The organism is Aeromonas sp. 6P (assembly GCF_051919525.1).
GTDB lineage: Bacteria > Pseudomonadota > Gammaproteobacteria > Enterobacterales > Aeromonadaceae > Aeromonas > Aeromonas veronii.
In genome coordinates, this window is the sequence record NZ_JBQBEO010000002.1 from 676,150 (window position 1) to 702,500 (window position 26,351).

Annotated in this window: 23 protein-coding genes, 1 tRNA gene and 1 pseudogene (1 of these 25 running past the window's edge); 12 read left to right on the forward strand and 13 right to left on the reverse strand. The window is 57.4% G+C overall.

The window, feature by feature from the left end; all coding sequences use genetic code 11:
• Positions 1 to 143 precede the first annotated feature (143 nt).
• Positions 144 to 1,193, reverse strand: coding sequence for an oxidoreductase (locus ACTG2J_RS03360; protein WP_439997193.1), 1,050 nt, complete (start codon positions 1,191 to 1,193; stop codon positions 144 to 146).
• Between the two features lie 135 nt (positions 1,194 to 1,328).
• On the reverse strand, positions 1,329 to 2,492 hold the full coding sequence (locus tag ACTG2J_RS03365; protein WP_005340537.1) for a multidrug effflux MFS transporter: 1,164 nt from the start codon (positions 2,490 to 2,492) through the stop codon (positions 1,329 to 1,331).
• Between the two features lie 238 nt (positions 2,493 to 2,730).
• Here ACTG2J_RS03365 and rdgB point away from each other — a divergent pair, with 238 nt between their 5' ends.
• On the forward strand, positions 2,731 to 3,327 hold the full coding sequence (rdgB, locus tag ACTG2J_RS03370; RefSeq protein ID WP_005340539.1) for an RdgB/HAM1 family non-canonical purine NTP pyrophosphatase: 597 nt from the start codon (positions 2,731 to 2,733) through the stop codon (positions 3,325 to 3,327).
• Between the two features lie 90 nt (positions 3,328 to 3,417).
• On the forward strand, positions 3,418 to 4,563 hold the full coding sequence (hemW, locus tag ACTG2J_RS03375; protein ID WP_439974397.1) for a radical SAM family heme chaperone HemW: 1,146 nt from the start codon (positions 3,418 to 3,420) through the stop codon (positions 4,561 to 4,563).
• Positions 4,564 to 4,680: 117 nt separating this feature from the next.
• On the opposite strand, the gene ACTG2J_RS03380 is transcribed toward hemW, so the two are convergent.
• From ACTG2J_RS03380 to zntR, 3 genes are all read right to left on the reverse strand, one after another.
• Entirely contained in the window at positions 4,681 to 4,881 is a 201-nt protein-coding gene (locus ACTG2J_RS03380) for an alternative ribosome-rescue factor A (RefSeq protein ID WP_113740132.1), read from the reverse strand.
• Between the two features lie 46 nt (positions 4,882 to 4,927).
• Positions 4,928 to 5,179, reverse strand: a complete 252-nt coding sequence (locus ACTG2J_RS03385; RefSeq protein WP_162628431.1) for a hypothetical protein — start codon at positions 5,177 to 5,179, stop codon at positions 4,928 to 4,930.
• A 176-nt stretch (positions 5,180 to 5,355) separates the two neighbouring features.
• Positions 5,356 to 5,811, reverse strand: coding sequence for a Zn(2+)-responsive transcriptional regulator (gene zntR / locus ACTG2J_RS03390; protein WP_005341244.1), 456 nt, complete (start codon positions 5,809 to 5,811; stop codon positions 5,356 to 5,358).
• Positions 5,812 to 6,226: 415 nt separating this feature from the next.
• Here zntR and purH point away from each other — a divergent pair, with 415 nt between their 5' ends.
• From purH to ACTG2J_RS03410, 4 genes are all read left to right on the forward strand, one after another.
• Positions 6,227 to 7,819 (forward strand): bifunctional phosphoribosylaminoimidazolecarboxamide formyltransferase/IMP cyclohydrolase, encoded by a 1,593-nt coding sequence (gene purH, locus ACTG2J_RS03395; protein WP_439997195.1) that lies wholly within the window; start codon positions 6,227 to 6,229, stop codon positions 7,817 to 7,819.
• A gap of 114 nt (positions 7,820 to 7,933) precedes the next feature.
• Positions 7,934 to 9,220, forward strand: coding sequence for a phosphoribosylamine--glycine ligase (gene purD, locus ACTG2J_RS03400; RefSeq protein WP_005341242.1), 1,287 nt, complete (start codon positions 7,934 to 7,936; stop codon positions 9,218 to 9,220).
• 277 nt (positions 9,221 to 9,497) lie between these two features.
• Positions 9,498 to 9,872: a cytochrome b562 gene (locus ACTG2J_RS03405; RefSeq protein ID WP_113740134.1), complete on the forward strand. Its 375-nt coding sequence runs from the start codon at positions 9,498 to 9,500 to the stop codon at positions 9,870 to 9,872.
• Positions 9,853 to 10,407 carry a cytochrome b/b6 domain-containing protein gene (locus ACTG2J_RS03410; RefSeq protein WP_058059721.1) on the forward strand — a complete coding sequence of 185 codons (555 nt, stop codon included), beginning with the start codon at positions 9,853 to 9,855 and terminating at the stop codon, positions 10,405 to 10,407. The genes ACTG2J_RS03405 and ACTG2J_RS03410 overlap by 20 nt, the downstream gene beginning before the upstream one ends.
• Before the next feature lie 164 nt (positions 10,408 to 10,571).
• On the opposite strand, the gene ACTG2J_RS03415 is transcribed toward ACTG2J_RS03410, so the two are convergent.
• The 5 genes and pseudogenes from ACTG2J_RS03415 to rpsU all read right to left on the reverse strand — a co-directional run bounded on the left by ACTG2J_RS03415 (position 10,572) and on the right by rpsU (position 15,463).
• Positions 10,572 to 10,648, reverse strand: a tRNA-Ile gene (locus ACTG2J_RS03415).
• A 187-nt stretch (positions 10,649 to 10,835) separates the two neighbouring features.
• On the reverse strand, positions 10,836 to 12,731 hold the full coding sequence (gene rpoD / locus ACTG2J_RS03420) for an RNA polymerase sigma factor RpoD (RefSeq protein ID WP_263718854.1): 1,896 nt from the start codon (positions 12,729 to 12,731) through the stop codon (positions 10,836 to 10,838).
• Positions 12,732 to 12,914: 183 nt separating this feature from the next.
• Entirely contained in the window at positions 12,915 to 14,702 is a 1,788-nt protein-coding gene (gene dnaG, locus ACTG2J_RS03425) for a DNA primase (RefSeq protein WP_113740135.1), read from the reverse strand.
• Positions 14,703 to 14,790: 88 nt separating this feature from the next.
• A pseudogene (locus ACTG2J_RS03430) lies at positions 14,791 to 15,232 on the reverse strand (GatB/YqeY domain-containing protein).
• A gap of 15 nt (positions 15,233 to 15,247) precedes the next feature.
• Positions 15,248 to 15,463, reverse strand: coding sequence for a 30S ribosomal protein S21 (gene rpsU, locus ACTG2J_RS03435; protein WP_005309452.1), 216 nt, complete (start codon positions 15,461 to 15,463; stop codon positions 15,248 to 15,250).
• Between the two features lie 179 nt (positions 15,464 to 15,642).
• Here rpsU and tsaD point away from each other — a divergent pair, with 179 nt between their 5' ends.
• The gene (tsaD, locus tag ACTG2J_RS03440) at positions 15,643 to 16,656 is read left to right on the forward strand and encodes a tRNA (adenosine(37)-N6)-threonylcarbamoyltransferase complex transferase subunit TsaD (protein ID WP_113740136.1); all 1,014 of its coding nucleotides are present in this window, start codon (positions 15,643 to 15,645) and stop codon (positions 16,654 to 16,656) included.
• A 248-nt stretch (positions 16,657 to 16,904) separates the two neighbouring features.
• Here tsaD and ACTG2J_RS03445 read toward each other — a convergent pair whose 3' ends face one another.
• Both ACTG2J_RS03445 and aspA read right to left on the reverse strand, forming a co-directional pair.
• The gene (locus tag ACTG2J_RS03445; protein WP_021229055.1) at positions 16,905 to 18,224 is read right to left on the reverse strand and encodes an anaerobic C4-dicarboxylate transporter; all 1,320 of its coding nucleotides are present in this window, start codon (positions 18,222 to 18,224) and stop codon (positions 16,905 to 16,907) included.
• Between the two features lie 125 nt (positions 18,225 to 18,349).
• Positions 18,350 to 19,792, reverse strand: coding sequence for an aspartate ammonia-lyase (gene aspA, locus ACTG2J_RS03450; RefSeq protein WP_005340569.1), 1,443 nt, complete (start codon positions 19,790 to 19,792; stop codon positions 18,350 to 18,352).
• Positions 19,793 to 20,234: 442 nt separating this feature from the next.
• Between aspA and ACTG2J_RS03455 the strand changes: the two genes are divergently transcribed.
• Positions 20,235 to 20,711, forward strand: coding sequence for an FxsA family protein (locus ACTG2J_RS03455; protein WP_005358147.1), 477 nt, complete (start codon positions 20,235 to 20,237; stop codon positions 20,709 to 20,711).
• A 47-nt stretch (positions 20,712 to 20,758) separates the two neighbouring features.
• On the opposite strand, the gene ACTG2J_RS03460 is transcribed toward ACTG2J_RS03455, so the two are convergent.
• Positions 20,759 to 22,093: an MATE family efflux transporter gene (locus ACTG2J_RS03460; RefSeq protein WP_234923198.1), complete on the reverse strand. Its 1,335-nt coding sequence runs from the start codon at positions 22,091 to 22,093 to the stop codon at positions 20,759 to 20,761.
• 260 nt (positions 22,094 to 22,353) lie between these two features.
• Between ACTG2J_RS03460 and ACTG2J_RS03465 the strand changes: the two genes are divergently transcribed.
• The 4 genes from ACTG2J_RS03465 to ACTG2J_RS03480 all read left to right on the forward strand — a co-directional run.
• On the forward strand, positions 22,354 to 22,647 hold the full coding sequence (locus tag ACTG2J_RS03465) for a co-chaperone GroES (protein WP_005340573.1): 294 nt from the start codon (positions 22,354 to 22,356) through the stop codon (positions 22,645 to 22,647).
• A 43-nt stretch (positions 22,648 to 22,690) separates the two neighbouring features.
• Positions 22,691 to 24,325: a chaperonin GroEL gene (gene groL / locus ACTG2J_RS03470; RefSeq protein WP_005340575.1), complete on the forward strand. Its 1,635-nt coding sequence runs from the start codon at positions 22,691 to 22,693 to the stop codon at positions 24,323 to 24,325.
• A 101-nt stretch (positions 24,326 to 24,426) separates the two neighbouring features.
• Entirely contained in the window at positions 24,427 to 24,927 is a 501-nt protein-coding gene (locus ACTG2J_RS03475) for a molybdopterin-binding oxidoreductase (RefSeq protein WP_005349099.1), read from the forward strand.
• A 23-nt stretch (positions 24,928 to 24,950) separates the two neighbouring features.
• Positions 24,951 to 26,351 carry the 5' portion of a putative bifunctional diguanylate cyclase/phosphodiesterase gene (locus ACTG2J_RS03480; RefSeq protein WP_439989022.1) on the forward strand. It continues 531 nt past the right edge of the window, so 1,401 of the gene's 1,932 nt are visible here — the first part of the coding sequence; the start codon lies at positions 24,951 to 24,953; the stop codon falls past the right edge of the window.

Consider the following 26,351-nt stretch of genomic DNA (forward strand, 5'->3'; position numbering starts at 1 on the left):
ATAAAAAGCTCCACTGCAACGACTGATATCAATACAAGATGCCGTCAAATAGTGCTGATTGCACAATAAAACACCACATTGCTGCCATCTTGTGGCGGTTTAACAAGGTCAAGGTTGCTCAAGCGCGGCCGATGGCCCACACCTTAGTCAGACAGCTTCTGACAGGGCAGCCGTTTTCCCTCAAGGTGGCTCTGACGGGCCAGATCCAGCAGCGCCATCACCGCCAGCGCTTCACTTGCTGGCACCGGGTTGCTCCCTTCGCCCTTGATGGCGGCGCAGACACCGCGATAGTAGGCGCCATAATCCCCCGCCTCACCCACCAAGCTCTGCTGCTGTAACTGACCGTCGACAATGCGGGTGAGCTGACCGGGTTCGCTATCCATGCCCCAATCCGCCGCCGGTGGCCGCAAGCCCTGCTTGAGCTGATCTTCCTGCACATCCATACCGAATTTCACGAACGAACCCTGGCTGCCGTGAATGACAAAGCGCGGCATGGTGGCCGAGACCAGACAGCTGCCATGCAGAATAACCCGCAGAGCACCGTAACCCAGCACCACATGGAAGTAGTCGTCCGCCAGTGCGCCGGGGCGTTGCTCGGCCAGATCGGCCTGCAGCCAGTCCGGCTGGCCGAACAGCTGCAGCGCCTGATCCAGTACATGGGGGCCGAGATCGAACCAGAGGCCGGAACCCGGGCCACCCGCTTCGCGCCAGCGCTGGCGCACTTCGGGGCGATAGCGATCGAAGTGGGATTCGAACTGGGCGATCTGCCCCAGCGTCCCCTCGGCAATCAAACGGCGCACGGTAAGGAAATCCCCGTCCCAACGGCGGTTGTGGAAGATACTGAGCAGTCGCTGCTGCTTTTCGGCCAGTTCGACCAGTGCTTTCGCTTCTGCCAGATCCAGTGTAAAGGGCTTGTCGATCACCACATGTTTGCCTGCCAGCAGCGCCTGGCGGGCCAGAGGAGCGTGGGTGTCGTTGGGGGTGGCGATCACCACCAGATCGACGGTCTCATCGCTTAGCACCTCCTCCAGTGAGCCGACCCGGCAGTCGGGCAGATCGGCCTGCACCTTGGCGGCATCGCGGCTTACCACCCAGCTCAGGGACAAGCCCGAGGTGGTGGAGAGGAAGGGGGCGTGGAAGGTCTTGCCTGCAAAGCCATAGCCCACCAGGGCTGCGTTGAGAGTGTGGCTCATCGAGGGTTCTCCGCTGACATCGAGTGAGTGGGGTCGCCATCACAGGCTCTCTGCCGGATGGCCATTCGTTGTAAAGGCGATACAAACGAGAAGGGGGCCGATGGCCCCCTGAGTGTGCCCATCAGAGCACAGGATTTATTGCAAACACAAGCGGCGACCGCGCCGGGTCATCAGCATCACCAGAGGCGGCAGCAGCAGCCACATATGCAGCGCCAGCTGGCTGAGCGGATCGTGCATCAGGGCACCGGTCAAGCCAACGAGGGCGCCGGAGCCGCTCATCTGGAACAGGCCGAGCAGAGCGGCGGCGGTACCGGCGCAGTGGCCGAACGGTGCCAGCGCCATCCCGGCAGCCGAGCCCAGAATCATGGCAAAGCCGATGCTGGAGAGGAACACCGGCCCCATCATCGCCAGCGGATGCTCGATGTGCATGGCCAAAGTCAGGGTGATGGCCGAGAGCATCAACACCAGCAGCCCGATGCGCAGGGTGCGTCTTGGCCCCACCTTGGCGATAAAGCGCGGCGCCATGAAGCAGGCCAGAATGTTGAGCGCGGCGTTGGCGGTAAACCAGTAGCTAAAGCCGCTCATGTCCAGCCCCAGTTTCACCATCAGCTGCACCGGTGCGGCGGTGACATAAGCGAGGATCACCGCCATCGCCAGCATGCACAGCGCCGCGTTGAACAGGAAGCTGGGGGAGCGCAGCACCGGGCTGTAGCGGGACCAGCTGATGAGGGCCCCTTCGCTGCGGGTCTCCTCCGGGCGGGTCTCCGGCATCCGCCACATCAGCCAGCTGCCGACGATGAGCGCATAACCGGCCATAAACCAGAAGTTGGCAGACCAACCCGCCTTGGCGGTGAGCCAGCCACCGAGCAGGGGGGCCAGCGCAGGAATAAAGCAGATGGCGCCATTGAGATAGGAGATCATCTGGCCGCTCTTTTTCGGGCCGTAGCTGTCACGTACCACCGAGAAGGCGGCGACCGAGGTGGCGCAGGCGCCGAAGCCTTGCAGCACTCGCGCCAGCATCAATTCGCCGAGGCTGGCGGCAAAACCGGCCCCCAGCGCGCTCAGGCCATAGAGCAGCACGCCGCCCAGCGCGATGGGCTTGCGACCGTAGCGATCGGCCAGCGGGCCAACAAGCAGTTGCCCCAGCCCCATGCTGAACAGGAACCAGGTGATGGTGCCCTGCATCAGGGTTACTTCGGCGCCCAGCTGCTCGGCCATCTGCGGAATGGCGGGCAGGTAGATGTCGATAGCCAGCGGACTGAACAGCACCAGTAGTACGAGTAAAAGTATCAATGGCATCTGTCACCTCTTTAGTCAGCCAGGTTAATGAATTGGGGCGCGAGTCTACTGACTCACAGTAATGAATAGAAATGGTATTTAATCACTTTGGTTATTCCATTATGGAAACATGTATTAAAAAGCTGGTTATTCGATGGCGGCAAATCCCCCGTAACCCCATCACAGCGGGTGTAATTGACGCTTTTACTAAACGCTTGCGCCGCATAGAATGCGCAGATTATTTTTGCGGAGGTGCTCGATGAACAAGCTTGTCCTGGCAACAGGTAACCAGAAAAAGGTGAAGGAATTGGCCGCCATGCTGGCCGATATGAAGATCCAGGTGATCCCACAGAGCGAGTTTGCGGTCTCCGATGCCGATGAGACCGGCACCACCTTCGTCGAGAATGCCATCATCAAGGCCCGCCACGCCGCCCGCATTACCGGTCTGCCCGCCGTGGCCGATGACTCCGGTCTGGAAGTCGATCTGCTGCAAGGGCGCCCCGGCGTCTACTCCGCCCGCTTTGCCGGTGTGGGTGCCGGCGACAAGGCCAACATCGAGAAGCTGCTCGGCGAGCTGCAAGGTGCCCCCGAGTACCTGAAGAGCGCCCGCTTCTGGTGTGTGCTGGTCTATATGCGCCACGCTGACGATCCCACTCCCATCATCTGTCAGGCGAGCTGGGAAGGGATGATCATCGACGAGCCGCGCGGTCAGCACGGTTTCGGCTATGACCCGGTCTTCTTCGTGCCGGATCACGACTGCACCGCCGCCCAGATGCCCGCCGAGCTGAAAAACCAGCTGAGTCATCGCGGTCAGGCGCTGGCCAAGTTAAAAGCGGCGCTGGCTGCGGCGCACTAAGCCACTTCGCCACCTTGTCGGTTACACACGGTCAATTACACATAGTCATCTACAATGGGGGCCTTGAGCCCCCGTTTTATTGGAAGTCCCATGCTGCAACTGCCGCCGCTCTCTCTCTATATTCATGTGCCCTGGTGCGTCCAGAAGTGCCCTTACTGTGACTTCAACTCCCATGCCCAGAAGGGGGAGTTGCCTCACCTCGAATATGTCGCCGCCCTGCTGGAGGATCTGGATCAGGATCGGAAGTGGGCGCAGGGACGGCCGCTCTCCTCGATCTTTATCGGCGGTGGCACTCCCAGCCTGTTGACGGTGGAGGCGATGCAAACCTTGCTGGACGGGGTGCGGGCCCGCATTCCGCTCACCGCGGATTGCGAGATCACCATGGAAGCGAATCCGGGCACGGTGGAGGCGGACAAGTTCGCCGGTTTCCAGCGCGCCGGCATCAACCGTATCTCCATCGGGGTGCAGAGCTTCCAGCAGGAGAAGCTGACCCGCCTCGGCCGCATTCACGGCCCGGAAGAGGCGCGCAAGGCCGCCGCTCTGGCCCACGCCATCAAGTTGCCCACCTTCAATCTGGATCTGATGCACGGTCTGCCGGATCAGAGTCTGGATGACGCCCTTTATGACCTGCAGCAGGCTATCGACTGTGCACCACCGCACCTCTCCTGGTATCAGCTCACCATAGAGCCGAATACGGCATTTGCCTCCAAACCGCCCAAACTGCCGGAAGATGACACCCTGTGGGACATCTACGAGCAGGGCCACGCCATGCTCACCGCCAGCGGTTATCGCCAGTACGAGATCTCGGCTTATGCCAAAGAGGGCTACCAGTGCCATCACAATCTCAACTACTGGCGCTTTGGTGACTATCTGGGGATCGGCTGTGGCGCCCACGGCAAGGTGACCGATCTCGTGAATCAGCAGATCCTGCGCACCGCCAAGGTGAAGCATCCGAAAGGGTATCTGGACAAGAGTCGCCCCTATCTGGACGAGCAGTGGCAGGTGACGGCAGACGATCTGCCGCTCGAATACTTTATGAACCGCTTCCGCCTGTTTGAACCGGCCCCCAAGGCGGAGTTCGAGGCATACACAGGTCTGGAGTTGGAGCGGGTGGAGACGGTGCTCGCCATCGCCCAGAGCAAGGAGCTGATCGAGGATCTGGGGGATAGCTGGCAGCTTACTTCCCTCGGTCATCGCTATCTCAACGTGCTGCTCGAACTCTTTATGGATGAGTGAGTGGCCTGTTGAGGCGCAACTTTGAGGTGGTGAGTTGGCGTTGCCAAATCGCTTCTTCTGTCAAAACAATCAGGGCGCCAATGGCGCCCTGATTGTTTATGGTCGGTAGAAACCCGATCAGCAGCAGACGCGGATCATCTGCTGTTGGCCGGGCTCCCACCGCTTGCCGAATTTGGCCTTGCGCTGGTAACTCCCCTTGCCCTTCTTGTTGCGCTCGACCCGGCTGCGAAACAGGGGATCGGAGAGCAGGGCATGCAGATGGTTATCCTTTATCTCGCCGCGCTGATGGGCATAGGTGATATCGGGAATTTCATTCATATGTTTATTTCTGTGCTTAATCACAACTAGTCCTCATTGGTTTTGCCTACTTATACTTCTTCAAAAACCAGCGTTTAGTGTCTGCCACTTGAACTACTACCCCTTCATTTTCTAATAGCCCCAGTAACGTTCTTGAAATGTGGCCTTCATGACCCACATGCCCGCCATAAATACCTAACGAACGACCCAGCTCCGCATTCGTGAGTCCAGCATCCCCTGACGCCTCAAGGGCTAAATAAACTGCACTTTTTAAATCAGCAATTGCAGACTGAGCCAACTGATAAGCTTGATAATTCATCTTTTTATCTCGTGAAATTTAGTTATAGAGACTTCGCGTTTGGCAAAGCCCCCAATTTTGATTGCGGAAGAGGTTAAAAATGCGGCGATTTTGTCACCAAATCGCCGCCGGAGCAATGCGTCGGGCGTGCCGAGTCAGTCACACTGAGCCAGGCAAGCTCAGTCAGGCATACCATGTCAGCCGTGAACCGGGTCATGCTGGTCGTGGCTGTGATGCTCGTGATGGGCCGGGGCGCCAGATTCCAGCGTCTCGAGGATGGCGCAGTGCTCCGCCGAGCGCGGCCCGCCGCAGCAGATATTGGAGAGCTCGCGTAGGTTGTCGCGAAAGCGGGTCAGTTCGATGATCTTCTGCTCCACCTGGGCCAGCTTGGTGTCGGCTACCGCTTTTACCTCCTGACAGGTGACTTTGGCCTTGTTGGTATCGAGGTCGAGCAGCTCGCCAATATCGGCCAGCGAGAATCCCACCGACTTGGCGCGGATAATAAACTCCAGCCGCCGCTTGTCCTGTTCGCTGTAGAGGCGGTAGCCGGATTCGTTGCGGATCCCCGGTGAGATCAGCCCGTTCTTCTCGTAAAAACGCAGGGTATCTGCCTTGACCCCGCACGCCTTGGCCAGTTCACCGATCCGATACATGCTCTCTCTCCCCTTGAATGTATGCCGCCACAAAAACCGGAATCCACTATCACCCCTTTGCCCATGGATTGCCAGCCAAGGGCATAAAAGGGGCAGATAAACATCTCCTGGCGACCCTTTTTCCCATAAAACACTGAAAGTGCAAACGTTTCGAGAAAATCAAGTGGAAAACGTTTAACGCCGCGCCAAATAAGGCTTTGCTGTTTCAAAAAATCCACCACAGGTCACATTTTTTGTGTAGAATACGCGCCCATAACAGAGCGCCGCACCAAGCGGGCATTTCCTAAAACGCTTTTGCCGGATGTCGGGGCGAGAGTGGTTTGCGAAATCCCCCACTTCCATTTATTTGGGGACTCTCTGTGTTGAGCCTCGCCTCCCATGGAACGGTCCCCGTTATGTTGAGGACGATAGTGTGATGGAACAAGCTCGACCCATTCGCCGTGCACTGCTGAGTGTGTCTGACAAAACTGGCATTCTGGAATTTGCCAAGGCACTCAACGAGCGTGGTGTTGCCCTGCTCTCCACGGGCGGTACCGCCAAGCTGCTTGGCGAGGCGGGTCTGCCGGTGACCGAGGTCTCCGACTACACGGGTTTCCCTGAAATGATGGATGGCCGGGTCAAGACCCTGCATCCCAAGGTTCATGGCGGCATCCTTGGTCGTCGGGATCAGGATGATGCCATCATGGCTCAGCACGCTATCTCCCCCATCGACATGGTCGTCGTCAACCTTTACCCTTTCGCCGCCACCGTGGCCAAAGCGGGCTGCACCCTGGCGGATGCGGTCGAGAACATCGACATCGGCGGCCCGACCATGGTGCGTTCTGCCGCCAAAAACCATAAAGATGTCGCTATCGTCGTCAAAGCTGCCGACTATGATCGGGTTATTCGCGAAATGGATGCCAACGGCAACAGCCTGAAACTGGCGACCCGTTTCGATCTGGCCATCGCGGCATTCGAGCACACCGCCGCCTACGATGGCATGATCGCCAACTACTTCGGCACCATGGTTCCTTCCTACGGTGACAACAAGGAGGGTGACGAGGAGTCCCGCTTCCCGCGCACCTTCAATAGCCAGTTCATCAAGAAGCAGGACATGCGCTACGGCGAGAACAGCCATCAGGCTGCCGCTTTCTATGCCGAGGAGCATGCCGCGCCGGGTTCCGTCTCCAGCGCTATCCAGCTGCAGGGCAAGGCGCTCTCCTACAACAACATCGCCGATACCGATGCTGCGCTGGAGTGTGTGAAGGAGTTCGACGAGCCGGCCTGCGTCATCGTCAAGCATGCCAACCCCTGCGGCGTGGCCATCGGTAACGACCTGCTGAGTGCCTACGATCGCGCTTACCAGACCGACCCCACCTCTGCCTTCGGCGGCATCATCGCCTTCAACCGTGAGCTGGATGGCGCCACTGCGGCAGCCATCGTGGCCCGCCAGTTTGTTGAGGTGATCATCGCCCCGAGCGTCAGCCAGGAGGCCCGCGATGCGGTCGCCGCCAAGCAGAACGTGCGTCTGCTCGAATGCGGTCAGTGGACGGCTCCGGCGCAAGGGTTTGACCTCAAGCGCGTCAACGGCGGCCTGCTGGTACAGGAGCGGGATCTCGGCATGGTGACGCTGGGTGACCTGACCGTGGTCAGCAAGCGCCAGCCGACCGAGGCCGAGCTGCAGGATCTGCTGTTTTGCTGGAAAGTGGCCAAGTTCGTCAAATCCAATGCCATCGTCTACGCCAAAGATGGCCAGACCATCGGCGTCGGTGCCGGCCAGATCAGCCGTGTTTATTCGGCCAAAATCGCCGGTATCAAGGCGGCGGACGAAGGGCTGACCGTGGCGGGCTCCGTGATGGCCTCCGATGCCTTCTTCCCGTTCCGCGACGGTATCGATGCTGCCGCGCAGGCCGGTATCTCCTGCGTGATCCAGCCGGGTGGCTCGATGCGCGATCAGGAGGTGATCGATGCCGCCGACGAACACGGTATGTGTATGGTCTTCACCAACATGCGCCATTTCCGTCATTGATGGGTCAGGGGCTGCCGATGGCGGCCCTTTTGTTGTCTCTTTTCAACTGACTATTTCCACTGACTGACGGCCCGGGTGGCCGTCCAGTGACCACAAATAGAAGCGAGCGATACGATGAAAGTACTGATCATTGGCAACGGTGGCCGCGAACACGCTCTGGCCTGGAAGGCCAAACACTCCCCACTGGTACGTCACGTTTTTGTGGCGCCGGGCAATGCGGGCACCCAGCTTGAGCCGGGTGTCGAGAACGTCGCCATCGAGGCGACCGATATCGAAGGGCTGCTGGCCTTTGCCAAAGAGAAGCAGGTCGGCCTCACCATCGTCGGGCCGGAAGCGCCGCTGGTGAAAGGGGTGGTGGATGCCTTCCGCGCTGCCGGTCAGCCCATCTTTGGCCCGACCGCTGCCGCTGCCCAGCTGGAAGGCTCCAAGGCTTTCACCAAGGATTTCCTGGCCCGTCACGCCATTCCGACCGCCGAGTACCAGAACTTCACCGAAGTGGAGCCAGCACTCGCCTACTTGCGTGAGAAGGGCGCCCCCATCGTCATCAAGGCCGATGGTCTGGCGGCAGGCAAGGGGGTGATTGTCGCCATGACCTTGCAAGAAGCGGAAGACGCGGTGCGCGACATGCTCTCCGGCAATGCCTTTGGCGAAGCGGGCTCCCGGGTGGTGATTGAGGAGTTTCTGGAGGGTGAAGAGGCGAGCTTCATCGTCATGGTCGATGGCGAGCACGTGCTGCCGATGGCCACCAGTCAGGATCACAAGCGGGTTGGCGACGGTGATACCGGCCTCAACACCGGCGGCATGGGGGCATACTCCCCGGCGCCTGTGGTGACCGCCGAGGTACATCGACGCGTGATGGAGCAGGTGATCATGCCGACCGTGCGCGGCATGGCGGCCGAAGGCAACGTCTACACCGGTTTCCTCTACGCCGGTCTGATGATCGACGGCGCAGGCAATCCCAAGGTGATCGAGTTCAACTGCCGCTTTGGTGATCCCGAGACCCAGCCCATCATGCTGCGGATGCAATCCGATCTGGTGGAGCTCTGTCTGGCCGCTTGCGCAGGCAAGCTGGATCAGAAAGAGGCCATTTATGATCCCCGCGCCGCTATCGGCGTGGTGTTGGCGGCGGGAGGCTATCCTGGCGATTACAGCACCAACCACCCCATCAGCGGCTTGCCGGTGGATGAAGTGGCGGGTGAGAAGGTGTTCCATGCCGGTACCCGCCTGGAGGGCGATACCAGCCTGACCGCTGGCGGCCGCGTGTTGTGCGCAACCGCCCTCGGCCATACTGTGGCAGAAGCCCAGCAGCGTGCCTATCAGCTCGCTGGCCGCATCAAGTGGGATGGCGTCTTCTACCGCAAGGATATAGGCTGGCGCGCCATTGCTCGCGAACAGGAGTAACTGACGCAAGCCATTGGCCAGCTGATTCAGACCCCGCTACGGCGGGGTTTTTTGTCCCTGTTTACCGCTTTCAACCATCCTCATGCTGCGCGTCACCGCCGTTCAGTCAGTTACCAAGCGCAAACAAGCGCGGCATATCTGTCACTATTTGCCACAAAAAACAGCATTTTTCACAAACGTTTCACCATGAGTCATGGCATCATGCTGGTGATGAATTCTTGTTTGGATTCATAAGTACCCCTAACAATTCGAGCATGTCGTTATATAAGGAAATCCCATGTTGAAAACCGTCCGCCCCCTGCTGCTGCCCCTGATGTTTGGCCTGATGACCCTGCCTGCCGTGGCGGGTGATCTGGAACAGCCGATGAAGAAGATTGGCTTCAACTACAAGCAGGCCGTCAAGGCTGATGATGCAGCCACCATGGAGAAGCACATCAACGAGATGAAGGCCCAGCTTGATGTGGCCAAGCAGAAGAACATGCCGGCCGCCAAGAAAGAGAAATTCCTTGAAGGGATGAACGAGGTACAGGCCGAGCTGGACGCCAGCCTGGCCGCACTCAAGGCGGGTGATGAGGCCAAGGCGCGCGAACATCTGGCCAAGGTCAACGACCTGAAGAAGGAGTACCACAAATATGCCAAGCAAAAAGGGTGAGCCCTTTCGCTGGGATCCGCTGGTTCGCCTGACCCACTGGGGCTTGGCGGCGGTCTGCATCGGCAACCTCTGGGTTAACGAAGCGGGGGAGGAGTGGCACGAGTGGCTGGGTTACGGCGCCATTGGGCTGGTCTCCTTGCGTCTGCTCTGGGGGCTCACTTTTGCCCGTGGCTACGCCCGCCTTGGTGCCCTCATTCCTAGCGGTGAGGACTTTCGCCAGCAGGCGCGCGAGATGCGTGAGCGGCAGCCTCCGGCACCGGGTCATCACGGCAGCGGCAAGCTGGCTGTGTGGGCGCTCTGGCTGGTCGTGCTGGCGACAGCAGGCAGCGGCTGGTTTCAAAATACCGAGGCGGGATTTGAACTGGGGGCTGACGAGTGGCATGAGTGGTGCGTGGTGGCGCTGCAGGGGCTGATTGGTCTGCACCTGCTGGCCATCGTCTTCACCTCCTGGCGTCAGCGCAGCAATCTGGTTACCCGGATGCTACCCGCCGAGCGTCGCTCATCCATCCAGAGCGGCAGCAACGAGCAAATCTGAGGCTCAGCATTAGGCTCCTTGTCTCTGAGTGAGGCGCCTGATCCGGACCCTGCCCAGACCCGCCCATGGCGGGTCTTTTCTATGGCCTCCTCGAGCTTATCACGGGACATTGCTCGATCCGCAGATGCAAAAAGGCCGCTCATCATGAGCGGCCTTTTTCAATTTGGTGGCCCCTGGGGGACTTGAACCCACGACCAATCGATTATGAGTCGACTGCTCTGACCAACTGAGCTAAGGGGCCAAATTGTGCGTTTAGCGGCGTGGATTATAGGGGAAGAGGAAAGGGCAGTCTATAGGCATATCAACCACTTGGCGACTAATTGTCCAGGTCGATAGAGGGGGAAGAGCCGGTCGCAAGGGTAAATGCCAGACAAAACAAAGCCCCGCATGGCGGGGCTTTGGCAGAGCAGTTTGACACAGGGTCAGGACTATTCGTCCAGGAAGCTGCGCAGCACTTCCGAGCGGCTCGGGTGGCGCAGTTTGCGCAGTGCCTTGGCTTCGATCTGACGAATACGCTCACGGGTAACGTCGAACTGTTTGCCCACTTCCTCTAGGGTGTGGTCAGTGTTCATGTCGATACCGAAACGCATCCGCAGTACCTTGGCTTCACGGGCGGTCAGGCCAGCCAGCACTTCGCGGGTGGCGTTGCGCAGGCTTTCGCTGGTCGCCGCATCCGCTGGCAGAGCCAGGGTGGTATCTTCGATAAAGTCGCCCAAGTGGGAATCTTCATCATCACCGATGGGCGTCTCCATGGAGATAGGCTCTTTGGCGATTTTCAGTACCTTGCGGATCTTGTCTTCCGGCATGCCCATGCGCATGGCCAGCTCTTCCGGGTTCGGTTCGCGCCCCATCTCCTGCAGCATCTGACGGGAGATACGGTTGAGCTTGTTGATGGTCTCGATCATGTGTACCGGGATACGGATGGTACGGGCCTGATCCGCGATGGAGCGGGTAATGGCCTGACGGATCCACCAGGTAGCATAGGTCGAGAACTTGTAGCCACGACGGTATTCAAACTTGTCTACCGCCTTCATCAGACCGATGTTGCCCTCCTGGATCAGATCCAGGAACTGTAGACCGCGGTTGGTGTACTTCTTGGCGATAGAGATAACCAGACGCAAGTTGGCCTCAACCATCTCTTTCTTCGCACGGCGGGCTTTGGCCTCACCGATGCTCATGCGACGGTTGATATCCTTGATCTGGGCAATCGACAGACCGGTCTCTTCTTCAATCTGCTGCAGCTTGCCGATGGCGCGCTGGATATCCTCGTCCATTTCAACCAGACGAGGAGACCAGGCTTTGCCAGCCTGCTTCTGGTATTCGAACCAGGCAGTTTCACACTCGTTGTTGGTGAAGGCCGCGACGAAGGTTTTCTTCGGCATCTTGGCCTGCTCAACGCAGAGCTTCATGATGATGCGTTCCTGCACGCGGACGCGCTCCATCATTTCACGCATGTTGTTGACCAAGCGATCGAACTGCTTGGGCATCAGGCGGAATTGACGGAATACATCGGCCAGCTGGGCGATGGCGGCCTGGGTATCTTCGTGCGCGCGACCATTCTTCTGAATGGAGAGGCGGGTCACTTCATACTGGGCACGCAGTTCACCAAACTTCTCGCGAGCGACTTCCGGATCCGGACCACCGTCACCGTCGTCGTCAGAGCTGTCGCCATCTTCGTCTTCGTCTTCTTCGTCTTCTTCATCTTCGTCGGCCAGATCGTCTTCGCCGAGCTCGGAACCGATATGCGTGGCGGTAGGCGCCATATCTTCAGTTTCGTTCGGGTCAATAAAGCCAGAGATGATGTCAGAGAGACGCAGCTGCTCGGCTTCGTACTTGTCGTACTGTTCGAGCAGGTAAGTAATTGCTTCAGGGTACTCGGCTACGGAGCTTTGTACCTGGTTGATACCGTCTTCGATCCGCTTGGCGATGTCGATTTCGCCTTCACGGGTCAGCAGTTCGACGGTACCCATTTCCCGCATGTACATGCGGACGGGATCGGTCGTGCGACCAATCTCAGATTCAACAGATGCCAGAGCCTGGGCCGCTGCTTCGGCAGCGTCCTCATCGGCGGTACCACCTTCAGCCATGATAAGGTCATCGGCATCCGGAGCGTTTTCAACCACTTGAATGCCCATATCGTTGATCATCTGAATGATGTCTTCGATCTGGTCTGAATCGACAATGTCTTGCGGGAGGTGATCGTTCACCTCGGCATAGGTCAGGTAGCCCTGTTCTTTACCTTTGGCAACGAGGAGTTTAAGCTGAGACTGCGGGGTTTGCTCCATAGAACTCATCCGGTTGGTGTTGCTAGGTTGCGCGTACAGTGCGCTGCTGCGCAAATAGCCAATTCTAATAGAAAACCGCCAGACATGCTATGTCTGGTTGCGGCGTCGGTCATGAGAAACCCCTGCCCGCAGTATTGTCGGGGCCAGGCGGTTATAAAATTTTTGCTTTTCATCCCGTCGATTCGGGCAACGTTATCCATATTGGGACTAATCACTCAAATATCAAGCCCCACTCTCATTTCTTTTCTCAATTTGCACCTCTCTTATCAGCATCATCAGCTCTTGGGTTTCTTCGGAGCTTAGTCCTTCCTGAGCCACTTTGGCCTGCAATTCTTCGATCCGCTGTTTCAGAAACTGGTTGATGAAGCCGACGAAGGTGTCCTGCAATTCTCCCAGAATATCCGGCTCTTGATCGAGTTTGATCTCCTCGAACAGGTCGTGCATGGCCAGCTGAGCAAGGATCTCTCCCTCCTTGGTACCACGCCAGTGTTCCAGCAGGATACCGGTTGTGATACCGGGCTGTGCCAGGATTTGCTGGTGCAGTTGCAGCAGGAACTTGATGCCCTGTACGCGTAGCCCGGCCAATTCCGGCATGGGGGGAAGCTCAGCCGTTACTGCCGGATATTGCACCATCAGTGCCAGCGCACGCCGCAGTGGCGTCAGCTTGGCTGCCTTGGGTTTGTTGACCTCGGCCTTGGGCTGACTGTTGCGGGCAAAGAGCTCGGCGATGCGCTGCTTGTTCTCGCCCCAACGCATCATGCTGGAGAGACGAGTGATCAGCCCTTCGCGGGTAAACCCTTCCGGAACGCGACGAATAAGCTCGGCGGCCTTGTTGGCCACTTCGAACTTGCCTGCCTCACCGGAGAGGGCCGCATCCCGGCCGAGACGCTCGAACATGAAGTCGGCGAACGGTTGGGCTTGATCGAGCAGGGCTTCAAAGCCCTCCTTGCCGATCTGGCGTACCAGCGAGTCGGGATCCTCGCCATCGGGCAGAAACACGAACTTCAGCTCGCGGCCATCCTGCAGATGAGGGAGGGCATTATCCAGCGCGCGCCAGGCGGCTTCACGACCGGCGTTGTCACCGTCGTAGCAGCAGACTACCTCGGCAGTGGTGCGAAACAGGGTGTGGATATGGTCGCTGGTCGTTGCAGTACCCAGCGCCGCCACCGCATAGTCGATGTCGTACTGACCGAGTGCCACCACATCCATGTAGCCTTCCACCACCAGGATCCGGCGTGGATCCTTGTGTGCCTGCTTCACCTCGTAGAGACCGAACAGCTCCCTCCCTTTATGGAAGATGGGGGTCTCCGGCGAGTTCAGATACTTGGGTGTGCCATCACCGAGCACCCGGCCACCGAAGCCGATGACCCGGCCACGCTTGTCGCGGATCGGGAACATGATGCGATCGCGGAAACGATCATAACTCCCCGGGCCATTGTCACGGGTGATCAGCATGCCCCCCGAGATAAGCAACTGTTCGTGATCCCGGCTGGCGCCGAAGCGACGACGCACTTGATCCCAATCGCTAGGTGCATAGCCAATATTGAAGCGCTTGACCACTTCACCGGTCAGACCGCGCCCTTTGAGGTACTCCACCGCATGGGGAGCACTCTTGAGGTTGCTTTCGTAGAAGCGGGCGATCTGGTTCATCAGCTCGAACAGATCCTTGCTGACGGCGGGCTGGCTATTGGCCGAACCACCGATGCTCTGCTCGCGAGGCACCTGCATGCCTTGCATGCTGGCGAGCTCTTCGATGGCATCGGGAAATTCGAGCCCGTCGTACTCCATGACAAAGCCGATGGCGTTGCCGTGGGCGCCACAACCGAAACAGTGGTAGAACTGCTTCTCCTGGCTAACGGTAAAAGAGGGGCTTTTTTCGTTATGAAAAGGGCAGCAAGCCTGGTAGTTCTTACCGGCTTTTTTCAGCCGCACTCGCGAGTCGATCAGCTCGACTATGTCTGTGCGTACGAGCAGATCGTCGATAAAGGATTGGGGGATCCTGCCTGCCATAACCGTCCTGTTTCATTGCGGAGAAAATAAAAAAGCCGCGCATTCCAAGGGAAGCACGGCTTCTTCGACCAAACAAGAGAGTTGCCTGTTACGCCAAGCGGGTTTTCACCTGAGCACTGACGGCGCCGACATCGGCACGCCCCTGAATTTTCGGCTTCAAGACAGCCATGACCTTGCCTATCAGCCATGACGGCAGCACCACTTTCAGTGATGGCTTGCTCGATCAGGGCAGCAATTTCATCTGCGGTCAGCTGTTGCGGCAGGAATTCCTGCAACACAACGATCTCGGCGGACTCTTTGTCGGCGAGATCCTGGCGACCGGCAGCTTCAAATTGGCTGATGGAATCGCGGCGCTGTTTGACCATTTTGGTCACGACAGCGAGGATATCCTCATCATTCAGCTCGATACGGGTATCGACTTCACGTTGCTTGATTTCTGCCATCAACAAGCGGATCGCTCCCAGACGTGCCTTATCTTTGGCAAGCATGGCAAGTTTTTGCTGATCCTTGAGTTGATCCTTCAGAGACACGGCAATATCTCCCGATTAGTACAGGCGGATACGACGTGCGTTTTCGCGAGACAGCTTCTTGGCGTGACGCTTGACAGCAGACGCTTTGGCGCGCTTACGAATGGTAGTCGGCTTCTCGTAGAACTCACGGCTACGAACTTCGGACAGGATACCGGCTTTTTCGCAAGAACGCTTGAAACGACGCAGAGCAACGTCAAACGGCTCATTTTCACGGACTTTGATTACTGGCATGTGCCTTTCACCTCAGTGATAAATTGTTAGCTGATCTTCAATCGATCAGCATGTCTTAAAATGGTGCGAAATTATACTCTGGACAGGGAATGAAAGTAAACCCGCAGAGATCGCTCTGGTTTAAAAAACCCGCGAAGGTTACCATAGCCGTCTCATTTTAGCAGTGAAATTTTTTAGCAATGCGTGTATTGGGCATAGAGACATCCTGTGACGAAACCGGGATCGCGATCTTCGACGATCAAAAAGGGATCCTTTCCCATCAGTTATACAGCCAGGTCAAGCTGCATGCGGACTACGGTGGCGTCGTCCCCGAACTCGCCAGCCGGGATCATGTTCGCAAGACGATCCCGTTGATCCAGGCCGCATTGCAAGAGGCGGGACTGGGCAAAGATGACATCGACGGCATCGCGTATACCGCGGGTCCGGGTCTGGTTGGCGCCATTCTGGTAGGCGCCACTATTGGTCGTTCGCTGGCGATGGCATGGAACAAGCCTGCTATCGCTGTCCACCATATGGAAGGGCACCTGCTGGCTCCCATGCTGGAAGAGAAAGCCCCCGAGTTCCCCTTCGTGGCGCTGCTGGTCTCCGGTGGTCACTCCATGCTGGTGCGGGTTGATGGCATCGGCAGCTATAAGCTGCTGGGGGAATCCATCGATGATGCCGCTGGCGAAGCGTTCGACAAGACCGCCAAGCTGATGGGGCTGGACTATCCGGGTGGTCCGCTGCTCTCCCGTCTGGCCGAGAAGGGCACCACCGGGCGCTTCCACTTCCCCCGTCCCATGACTGACCGTCCCGGGCTCGACATGAGCTTCTCCGGCCTCAAGACCTTCACCGCCAACACCATTGCCGCCAATGGTGATGATGAGCAGACCCGTGCCGATATCGCTCGGGCGTTTGAAGATGCGGTGGTTGATACCCTGGCCATCAAGTGCCGTCGTGCCTTGAAAGAGACAGGTCTCACGCGTCTGGTGGTTGCTGGCGGCGTCAGTGCCAACCGTCATCTGCGCGCCCAACTGGCCGAGCTGATGGAGAGCCTCAAGGGCGAGGTGTTCTATCCGCGCACTGAATATTGCACCGATAACGGCGCCATGATCGCTTACGCCGGTATGCAGCGCCTTAAAGCAGGCGTGTTTGAGCCGCTGGTTGTTAAAGCCGTGCCGCGCTGGCCGCTGGATACCCTGGATCCGGTCTGATCCGAAGGATCCCGCCTTCTGGCGTGGTGGTGAGTACCATGGTGGCCTACTACTCCGGCAATCCGGCAGCGGTGGTTATAGCGCCGCTGGCACGCTGTGGTGGTGTCTGCTGTCGCCGTGGTTGAGCCATCCGGATAATACGTCAGGTCTCTCGCTGCCAGACAGCCAAGCCAAGTACAGAGTAAAGAGATAAAAAAATCCCCGCCAACTGGCGGGGATTTTTGTTTGGCTATCGGCAGGCGACAGGATTACAGCAGGATGCCGCCGAAGAAGAAGCCCAGCGCCACGGCGATGGCGATGGTGGCGGTGCCCGGTACGAAGAAGGGGTGGTTGAAGACCGCCTTACCGATACGGGTGGAGCCGGTGTCGTCCATCTCTACCGCAGCCAGCAGGGTCGGGTAGGTCGGCAGTACGAACAGGGCGCTCACGGCTGCGAAAGAGGCAATCGCAGTCAGCGGGCTGACACCCAGTGCCAGTGCGGCAGGCATCAACGCTTTGGTGGTGGCGCCTTGTGAATAGAGCAGCATGGCAGCGAAGAACAGCACCACGGCCAGCAGCCAAGAGTACTGGTTCAGCAGGTCGCCAGCGATCAGCTGGATGGTGTCCATGTTGCCTTTTACGAAGACGTTACCCAGCCAGGCGACACCCAGTACGCAGATACAGGCGGACATACCGGACTTGAAGGTCGGCATGTTGGTCACTTGGGTGGCGTCCAGTTTGCACACCAGGGTCATGATGGTGGCCGCGGCCAGCATGATGCCCATGATGGCGCCGTCACGGGGGATCGGCGGGTTGGTGATCAGACCCACTTTACCGGAGATAGCAGTGGCATAGGCCATGACCGCTACGATGGCTGCGATAAAGATCCACACGGAGAGTTTGGCGTACGGCTTGATCTCGAGCTTGGTAGTACCACGCAGTTTGATCAGGCCCTTGGCTTTACGCTCCAGATAGACTTCGTCTTGCTCCAGCGGCTTGCCCATCATGTTGGCAATGAAGGCACCCAGGATACAGGCCAGGAAGGTAGAGGGGATACAGATGGCCAGCAGGGTCAGGTAGTCAACACCAAACGGCTCGAGCATGCCGGAGAAGGCAACCACAGCGGCAGAGATCGGGGAAGCTGTGATGGCGATCTGGGAGGCGACAACCGCGATGGAGAGCGGACGGGATGGGCGGATCCCTTGCTCTTTGGCCACTTCAGCGATCACTGGCAGGGTGGAGAAGGCGGTATGACCGGTACCGGCCAGCATGGTCATCAGGTAGGTGACCACCGGGGCGGCGAAGGTGATGTATTTGGGGTTCTTGCGCAGCGCTTTTTCTGCCAGGAAGACCAGGTAGTCCATCCCGCCAGCCAGTTGCATACAGGCGATGGCACAGATGACGGATGCGATGATCATGATCACATCCCAAGGGATGTAGCTGACCAGTTGATCGCTCGGGATGGGCATGCCCAGACCCCACGTCAATACCAGTACCCCCAGACCACCGGCAAAGCCGATGCCGATGCTGCCTATCCGGGCCCCCAGATAGATAGCGGCGAGCACGACAAGTAACTCGATTCCAATCATAGCGATAACTCCATTTTTTAGTTTTTGGTTTTTATTTGGCAAAAAGCCAATTCCCGATCGGGCTGGGGATAAAGACCAATCGGGAACTGACTTTATGGGCCGGGAAGATCCCGGCCCACACTCGCTTATACGGCAGCTTCGCGAGTGAAACGCTTAGCTTTGTATTGCGGGTTCATCAGGTTCTCGATGGAGAGAATTTCGTCCAGCTGCTCGGCACTCAGCAGACCGCGCTCAAGAACGACTTCGCGGACGTTCTTGCCGGTCTGGGCACAGATCTTGCCGACGATATCCCCTTCGTGGTGACCGATGAAAGGGTTCAGGTAGGTCACGATACCGATGGAGTTCAGCACGTGATTCATGCAGATTTCCGGGTTGGCGGTGATACCTTCCACGCACTTCTCGCGCAGGGAAATACAGGCTTTTTCCATCAGGCTCAGGGATTCGAACATCGCCTGACCAATCACCGGCTCCATGACGTTCAGCTGCAGCTGACCGGCTTCGGCGGCGAAGGTGATGGTGATGTCGTTACCGAATACCTTGAAGCAGGATTGGTTGACCACTTCCGGGATAACCGGGTTGACCTTGGCCGGCATGATGGAGGAACCCGCCTGCATTTCCGGCAGGTTGATCTCTTTCAGTGCAGTGCGCGGGCCGGAGGAGAGCAGACGCAGGTCATTACAGATCTTGGACAGCTTCATGGCCAGACGCTTGATGGCGCCGTGCAGCATGACGTAGGCGCCACAGTCGGAGGTCGCTTCGATCAGATCTTCTGCCGGCACATAGGCACGACCGGTGATCTCGGCCAGACGCTTGATGGCCAGTGCAGAGTACTCGGGCGGAGTGTTTAGACCGGTACCGATGGCGGTCGCGCCCAGGTTCACTTCCAGCAGCAGCTCCTGGCAACGCTTGATGGACTTGATCTCTTCACGCAGGGTCACGGCGAACGCGTGGAACTCCTGACCCAGGGTCATCGGAACTGCATCTTGCAGCTGGGTACGGCCCATCTTCAGGATGTTTTTGAACTCTTTCGCTTTGGCATCGAATGCCGCGATCAGGTGCTCCAGCGCGTGCAGAGTCACGTCGGTGCTGTTCACAACAGCAACGCGGAAACCGGTGGGGTAGGCATCGTTGGTGGACTGGCACTTGTTGACGTGGTCGTTCGGGTTGATGACGTCGTAACGGCCTTTCTCCAGACCCATGATTTCCAGGGCGATGTTAGCCAGTACTTCGTTGGTGTTCATGTTGACGGAGGTGCCGGCACCACCCTGGTAAACGTCGACCGGGAACTGGTCGAAGCATTTGCCGGTGTTCAGCATCAGGTCGCAGGCTTCTACGATCTTGTCAGCAATTTCAGGACGGATGGTACCCAATTCACCGTTTGCCAGCGCAGCGGCCTTCTTGGTCAGCACCATACCGCGGACGAATTCCGGAACGTCAGAAATCTTCTGAGAGCTGATCTTGAAGTTCTCGACAGCGCGCAGGGTGTGCACACCGTAGTAGAGATCATTGGAAACTTCTTTGGTGCCCAGCAGGTCTTCTTCAATGCGGACGTTCTTGATGTCGCTCATTGTAATGCCTCAGAAATCAGATAAATGGAAAAATCCTCACCGAGTGGTCGCGAGTTCCTTGCGCACAGCTCATCCTGAAGCACCACACATCGAGTGGGGCGGTTGGGAGAATGACCTCCCGAAAAACTAATCAATATACTACTCCAATTGAGGTATCGGTTATTAGAGGTGGATCACTAAATTTGCGACATTTTCAAATTACTTTGAGGAAAGTACACATATGTTATGAAGTTTTTATCATGATGATTTTTATAAATTTTTGTGACTTTTTGCTGGTTTTTTAGATTGCTGATGACGTAGGGGTCAGTTGGCCAACTTGAAAAGAGGGGGGTTGCCCCCATTTATTCAGGGCAGAAAGTGGTGATGACGGGGCGGCAAAATCGCCTTTGACCATCGTTGGATAGGCGCCACTTTTTCTCAATTTACCGGTGCTGGAGTGGATATGGGCAAGTTGTTTTTGTTGTTGGTGGGTCTGGTTGTGCTGGAGCTCACCGTGATGATCGAGGTCGGCTCGGTAATCGGGGCGCTGCCGACTGTCGGCTTGCTCATCCTGACTGCGGTATTGGGCTCCTCGCTGGTGCGCAGTGAAGGGATCAAAACCCTGTTCAGCGCCCAGCAAAAGATGCAGATGGGCGAGATGCCGGGCCGCGAGGTGATGGGGGGCATGATGCTGGCGTTGGCCGGCTTGCTGCTGATTATCCCGGGTTTCGTGACCGACATTTTCGGTGTGCTGTTGCTGCAACCCTGGCTGCGCAACAAACTGGCTGACAAGCTGATCGGCAGCAGCCAGTTCCGGATGCAGATGGGCGGTTTCCAGCCGACTCAATCGCCGTTTGGCAACGCACCGTCCGATGATCATCTGGGGAACGCCAAGCAGGGCGGCACCACCATCGAAGGCGAATTTGAGCGCAAAGAGTGAGCGCAAAGAGTAATCGACGAGACGAAAACCCGAGGTGAGTGACTGAATCAGGGTTTGCCCTGATGGCACAAGGTCTCGAAGCGGTGTCGGGCATACCACCATGCGAGGGTGCCCGCCGCCAGATTGGCCAGCAAGATCCCCAGATATATCCCCTGTTCTCCCCCCAGCTTTGCCCCCAGCCAGGCTCCTGGCAATAGAAAACCAAACAGCCGCAATCCGTTGAACAAGAAAGAAATACTGGATGCCCGCACGCCATTGAGTGCCGATGCCAGCAGCATCACCATGCCCTGAAAGCCGTAACCGATCGGCACCAGATGCAGATAGAGAATGATGAGGCGAATGACCTGCGGATGATCGCTGAACAGGTTGGCGATGAGTGGCGCCAGTAGCCAGGTCAGGCCATAGATGGCGAGCTGGAACAGCAACGCAAACCCCATGCAGCTTTGTAGTGCAGCCTTGGCGCGGGCAGGATTGCCAGCGCCGCAGTTTTGCGAGATGAAAGGAGCCAGTACGGAGGCGAGGGCCATCATCACAATCAGCAGCAGTGCCTCGACCCGCGACGCGGCGCCGTAAGCCGCCACCACTTCAGTACCAAGACCGGCGAAAATCGTCATCAGCACTGCGTTGGCCAGCGGGTTGAGCATATTGGTAAAAGAGGCGGGGACGGCGACATGGAGCAAGGCCCGCCAGTGGGTCAGCAACCGAGCCCGCGGCGAGAGGCGCCACAGCAGCAAGCCTTCCCGATGACGCAGGATATAGAGGCTGACCAGCATCGCCATCAACCAGGAGAGAGAGGTGGCGATGGCGGCCCCACGGATCCCCCATTCGGGAAAGGGGCCGATGCCGAAGATCAACAGAGGATCCAGCACCCCGTTGACCAACCCAGCTACTGCCATCACCAGACTGGGGGTTTTGGTATCGCCGGTCGCCCGTATGGCGGCATTGCCCACCATGGGCAGCACCAGCATGGGGACGGTGAGATACCAGATCAGCATGTAGTCATGGATGAGAGAGATAAGCTCGGCACTGGCCCCCAACAGGGTAAACAGGGGTTTGATGGTGAGAGCGCCCCCCGCGGAGAGCAGGGCTACCATGATCACCGCCAGAAACAGACTGTCGGTGGCGAGATGGGCCGCCTCATCGTGTTTGCCCTGCCCCAGGGTATGACCGATCACCGCTGACAATCCGGCGCCCAATCCCATCGCCAGCGAGGTAACCACAAAAGTGACAGGAAAGGTAAAACTGATGGCGGCCAGAGCTTCGGTGCCCAGCATACCGATAAAAAAGGTATCGACCAGATTGAAGGCCAGAATGGCGATAATGCCGAAGATCATGGGGCCCGTCATCTGGCGCAGTACGACCGGAATAGGGGCTGTCAGCATGGGGTTGGTGCGGGTCAAGGGCTCGTCTCTACAGCTGGCTTTGAAGGTTCTGGCATGGAAACCGGGCGGCTTGAACCGACCTTGCTCCAGAGTGCGGACATGGCTGAACCATCGAAGATGTTTATAGTACGTGAAAAAATTTTTTTTGTATTTGCCCTTGAAGGGTTAGCAACTCTGCCCCACATCAGTGACATATCTAATTTGGCCTGGAACGGCCATTCCTCAAAGCAACAATGAGACTCATTTTGGGAGAGTTATCGATGAAAATTCGTCCACTGCACGACCGCGTCATCATCAAGCGCATCGAAGCTGAAGCCAAATCTGCCGGCGGTATCGTCTTGACTGGTACTGCGGCCCAGAAGTCCACCCGTGGTGAAGTGCTTGCCGTGGGGACTGGTCGCATCCTGGATAATGGCGAAGTCAAAGCGCTGGCCGTGAAGGTTGGTGACAAGGTTATCTTCAACGAAGGCTACGGTGTTAAGACCGAGAAGCTGGATGGTCAGGACGTCCTGATCCTCTCCGAAACCGACATCCTGGCGATTGTCGAAGAGTAATCCATCCTCCTTTTCCCCGAATTGATTTAAGGATTGAAGAAAAATGGCAGCTAAAGACGTTAAGTTTGGTAACGAAGCCCGCATCAAGATGCTGGAAGGCGTAAACATCCTGGCTGATGCCGTCAAGGTGACTCTGGGCCCGAAAGGCCGCAACGTGGTGCTGGACAAGTCCTTCGGCGCCCCGACCATTACTAAAGATGGTGTGTCTGTTGCGCGCGAAATCGAGCTGGAAGACAAGTTCCAGAACATGGGCGCCCAGATGGTCAAGGAAGTGGCTTCCAAGGCGAACGATGCCGCCGGTGACGGTACCACTACTGCAACCGTTCTGGCTCAGGCCATCGTCAACGAAGGTCTGAAAGCCGTTGCCGCCGGTATGAACCCGATGGATCTGAAGCGCGGTATCGACAAAGCCGTTGTGGCTGCTGTTGCCGAGCTGCAAGCGCTGTCCCAGCCGTGCGCTGACAGCAATGCCATCGCTCAGGTGGGCACCATCTCCGCCAACTCCGACGAGAAAGTGGGCAAGCTGATTGCTGAAGCCATGGACAAAGTGGGTCGCGATGGCGTCATCACAGTTGAAGATGGTCAGGGTCTGGAAGATGAGCTGGCAGTTGTTGAAGGTATGCAGTTCGACCGCGGCTACCTGTCCCCCTACTTCATCAACAAGCAAGAGACCGGTTCCGTTGAACTGGACGACCCGTTCATCCTGCTGGTTGACAAGAAAGTCTCCAACATCCGCGAAATGCTGCCGGTGCTGGAAGGCGTTGCCAAAGCTGGCAAGCCGCTGCTGATTGTTGCTGAAGACGTAGAAGGCGAAGCCCTGGCGACTCTGGTGGTCAACACCATGCGCGGTATCGTGAAAGTGGCTGCCGTCAAGGCGCCTGGCTTCGGTGACCGTCGCAAAGCCATGCTGCAGGATATCGCCGTACTGACTGGCGGTACCGTCATCTCTGAAGAAGTTGGCATGGAGCTGGAAAAAGCGACTCTGGAAGATCTGGGTCGTGCCAAGCGCATCGTCATCACCAAAGAGAATACCACCATCATCGATGGCGTGGGTGATGCCGGTGTGATCGAAGGCCGTGTTGCCCAGATCCGTCAGCAGATCGAAGAGACCTCTTCCGACTACGATCGTGAGAAGCTGCAAGAGCGCGTAGCCAAGCTGGCTGGCGGTGTTGCCGTGATCAAGGTTGGCGCAGCCACCGAAGTCGAGATGAAAGAGAAAAAAGCCCGCGTGGAAGATGCCCTGCACGCTACCCGCGCCGCGGTTGAAGAAGGTGTGGTTGCCGGTGGTGGTGTCGCGCTGGTTCGCGTTGCAGCCAAACTGGCTGGTCTGCGCGGTGACAACGAAGACCAGAATGTCGGTATCAAGGTTGCCCTGCGCGCCATGGAAGCCCCGCTGCGTCAAATCGTCATCAACGCCGGTGAGGAAGCCTCCGTCATTGCCAACGCAGTGAAGAACGGCGAAGGCAACTTCGGTTACAACGCTTACAGCGAACAGTATGGCGACATGCTGGCCATGGGTATCCTGGATCCGACCAAGGTAACCCGTTCCGCCCTGCAGTTTGCCTCTTCCATCGCCGGTCTGATGATTACCACCGAGTGCATGGTCACCGAACTGCCGAAGAAAGATACCCCTGCGATGCCTGATATGGGCGGCATGGGTGGCATGGGCATGATGTAATCATCCCCCTTGTTCTGTTTGACAAACGGCTCGCTCAAGGCGAGCCGTTTTTTTATATCTGGCTAAACTGAGTCTGTTGAGACAGCAAATCTGGGGGCGATATGAAAATGTTTGGTTGGCTGACACTACTGTGTTCATTAGTCATCATGCCGGTGATGGCTGCTGAGGCGCTGACTGGGCCGGTGATCCTGAAAGTCGGTGGTAACATCAGGTCGGCAGACGAAGTTGATGGCAAGGTGTTGTTTGATCTGGCCAAACTGCAGGCTCTGCCGCAACATGAGATCGTGACCGGCAACCCGTGGGTGGATAAGCCGCACACCTACAGAGGCCCAAAACTGGCCGATGTATTGGCTGCAGTCGGTGCGGATGGCAAGACCATTACGTTGACGGCACTGAACAGTTTCCAGATCCGCATTGAATGGGACAAGGTTGCCAAATACGAGCCCATTCTTGCATGGGAAGACAATGGGGCTGTCATGCGGGTGCGTGACAAGGGGCCGGTCTGGTTTATGCTGCCTCTTGATCAATATCCGGAATTGAAGCGATCCGAATATACCGACATGATGATCTGGCAGCTGGATTTGATAGACATTCAGCACTGATAAAAACCGCACGGGAGCATGGGGTGAAAGGAAAGACCAGGGCGTGGCCACTGCTCGTCATTCTGTATGTATCCATCCTGTCGTTTACCGGGAGCACCCTCTATTGCCTGATGCAGATCCAGAATGCGACCAGAGCGATGGAGAAATACACCTATGATGTCTCCTGGGCGCTGATGCAGTTGCAGCTGGAGCTCGGGCGTTTCCTCAATGCGGTAGAGGTCTATCACTATGGCGGGATTGATCATGACACTTTGATGTTGCGTTATGACATTCTCTGGAGCAGAACGCCCATCCTGTTGAGCGGCCAGTTGCGCAAGAGCATGCAGGACAAGCAGAAAACCTTGCGTCTGGTGCAGCTGATTGAAACCAATATTCGCCAAATAGAGCCCGACATCACCAAGTTGCAAAGCGGGGCATCTGACTATCAGCAGATCATGATGCGCCTTGCCCCGCTGCAAGAGCCGCTCTCCTACTCCCTCGCTTCTGTGATGCAGAAGAACATTAACGTCTATTCCGAGAACGATCGTCATTTTGGGCAGTTGCGCAATGCCTTGTTGCTGATGGTCTCCGGTTTGGTCATGTCAGTGCTGCTGCTCAGCATGCTGCTTATATATGAAGGGCGTCGTCATTTCAGAGCGGCCAGACGGGATCCGCTGACCGGGTTGTCCAATCGGGTTGCCTTGCTGGAGCGGATGGAGCTGTACGCCACACAGGAAGTGCCGTTTGGACTGGTGCTGGTCGATATCAACGACTTCAGGGATATCAACAGCAAGTTTGGCTATGACACTGGTGATTATCTGCTTTGTGAGTTTGCCACCCGGATCCGAGTGCTCTGCGAAGAGGGAGAGTGGAGCGGACGTCTTGGGGGGGATCAATTTGCCATTATCCAGCGTGGCAGCAGCGATCTGCGTCAGGTCAGGGGGCTGGTAGCACGACTGCTGCATGCGCTGAAGCAAGATATTGTCTATGACAACTATCCCTTCCGGCTTGAAGTCGGGATCGGGATTGCCTTCTATCCGATGGACAGCGACAAGACTCAGGAGCTGTTGAGTCGTGCGGAACAAGCCCTGTTCCATAGTCGCAAGACCCATGTCCCCTATGTGATTTACGATAACTCCCTGCTCAACGAGACGGCGCGGCGCAAACATCTGGCGTCGGACATGATCATGGCGCTGGAACACAATGCGTTGGAACTCTATTACCAACCCATCGTCAATCTCGAGAGTGGCCGCTGCGAAGCTGTCGAGGCTCTGCTGCGCTGGCGGCATCCTGAGCTCGGTTTCATTCCGCCAAACGAAGTGATTATGGTGGCTGAGGAGTTCCAGCTTGCCGAACGGGTTGGCAGCTGGGTGCTGAACACCGCTTGTGAGCAGCTCTATCAGTGGCACCAGCTTGGTATGGTTGATCTGCAAATGTGTGTGAAT

Excerpts from the sequence above, each read along its gene's own strand:
- purH (WP_439997195.1), top strand. The coding sequence starts at position 6,227 with ATGGAACAAGCTCGACCCATTCGCCGTGCACTGCTGAGTGTGTCTGAC.
- ACTG2J_RS03460 (WP_234923198.1), bottom strand. The coding sequence starts at position 22,093 with ATGCTGACAGCCCCTATTCCGGTCGTACTGCGCCAGATGACGGGCCCC.
- ACTG2J_RS03405 (WP_113740134.1), top strand. The coding sequence starts at position 9,498 with ATGTTGAAAACCGTCCGCCCCCTGCTGCTGCCCCTGATGTTTGGCCTG.
- ACTG2J_RS03385 (WP_162628431.1), bottom strand. The coding sequence starts at position 5,179 with ATGAATTATCAAGCTTATCAGTTGGCTCAGTCTGCAATTGCTGATTTA.
- rdgB (WP_005340539.1), top strand. The coding sequence starts at position 2,731 with ATGAACAAGCTTGTCCTGGCAACAGGTAACCAGAAAAAGGTGAAGGAA.
- ACTG2J_RS03410 (WP_058059721.1), top strand. The coding sequence starts at position 9,853 with ATGCCAAGCAAAAAGGGTGAGCCCTTTCGCTGGGATCCGCTGGTTCGC.
- ACTG2J_RS03360 (WP_439997193.1), bottom strand. The coding sequence starts at position 1,193 with ATGAGCCACACTCTCAACGCAGCCCTGGTGGGCTATGGCTTTGCAGGC.
- hemW (WP_439974397.1), top strand. The coding sequence starts at position 3,418 with ATGCTGCAACTGCCGCCGCTCTCTCTCTATATTCATGTGCCCTGGTGC.
- dnaG (WP_113740135.1), bottom strand. The coding sequence starts at position 14,702 with ATGGCAGGCAGGATCCCCCAATCCTTTATCGACGATCTGCTCGTACGC.
- ACTG2J_RS03380 (WP_113740132.1), bottom strand. The coding sequence starts at position 4,881 with ATGAATGAAATTCCCGATATCACCTATGCCCATCAGCGCGGCGAGATA.
- zntR (WP_005341244.1), bottom strand. The coding sequence starts at position 5,811 with ATGTATCGGATCGGTGAACTGGCCAAGGCGTGCGGGGTCAAGGCAGAT.
- ACTG2J_RS03475 (WP_005349099.1), top strand. The coding sequence starts at position 24,427 with ATGAAAATGTTTGGTTGGCTGACACTACTGTGTTCATTAGTCATCATG.
- purD (WP_005341242.1), top strand. The coding sequence starts at position 7,934 with ATGAAAGTACTGATCATTGGCAACGGTGGCCGCGAACACGCTCTGGCC.
- tsaD (WP_113740136.1), top strand. The coding sequence starts at position 15,643 with ATGCGTGTATTGGGCATAGAGACATCCTGTGACGAAACCGGGATCGCG.
- ACTG2J_RS03445 (WP_021229055.1), bottom strand. The coding sequence starts at position 18,224 with ATGATTGGAATCGAGTTACTTGTCGTGCTCGCCGCTATCTATCTGGGG.
- ACTG2J_RS03365 (WP_005340537.1), bottom strand. The coding sequence starts at position 2,492 with ATGCCATTGATACTTTTACTCGTACTACTGGTGCTGTTCAGTCCGCTG.
- aspA (WP_005340569.1), bottom strand. The coding sequence starts at position 19,792 with ATGAGCGACATCAAGAACGTCCGCATTGAAGAAGACCTGCTGGGCACC.
- groL (WP_005340575.1), top strand. The coding sequence starts at position 22,691 with ATGGCAGCTAAAGACGTTAAGTTTGGTAACGAAGCCCGCATCAAGATG.
- ACTG2J_RS03455 (WP_005358147.1), top strand. The coding sequence starts at position 20,235 with ATGGGCAAGTTGTTTTTGTTGTTGGTGGGTCTGGTTGTGCTGGAGCTC.
- rpsU (WP_005309452.1), bottom strand. The coding sequence starts at position 15,463 with ATGCCAGTAATCAAAGTCCGTGAAAATGAGCCGTTTGACGTTGCTCTG.
- ACTG2J_RS03465 (WP_005340573.1), top strand. The coding sequence starts at position 22,354 with ATGAAAATTCGTCCACTGCACGACCGCGTCATCATCAAGCGCATCGAA.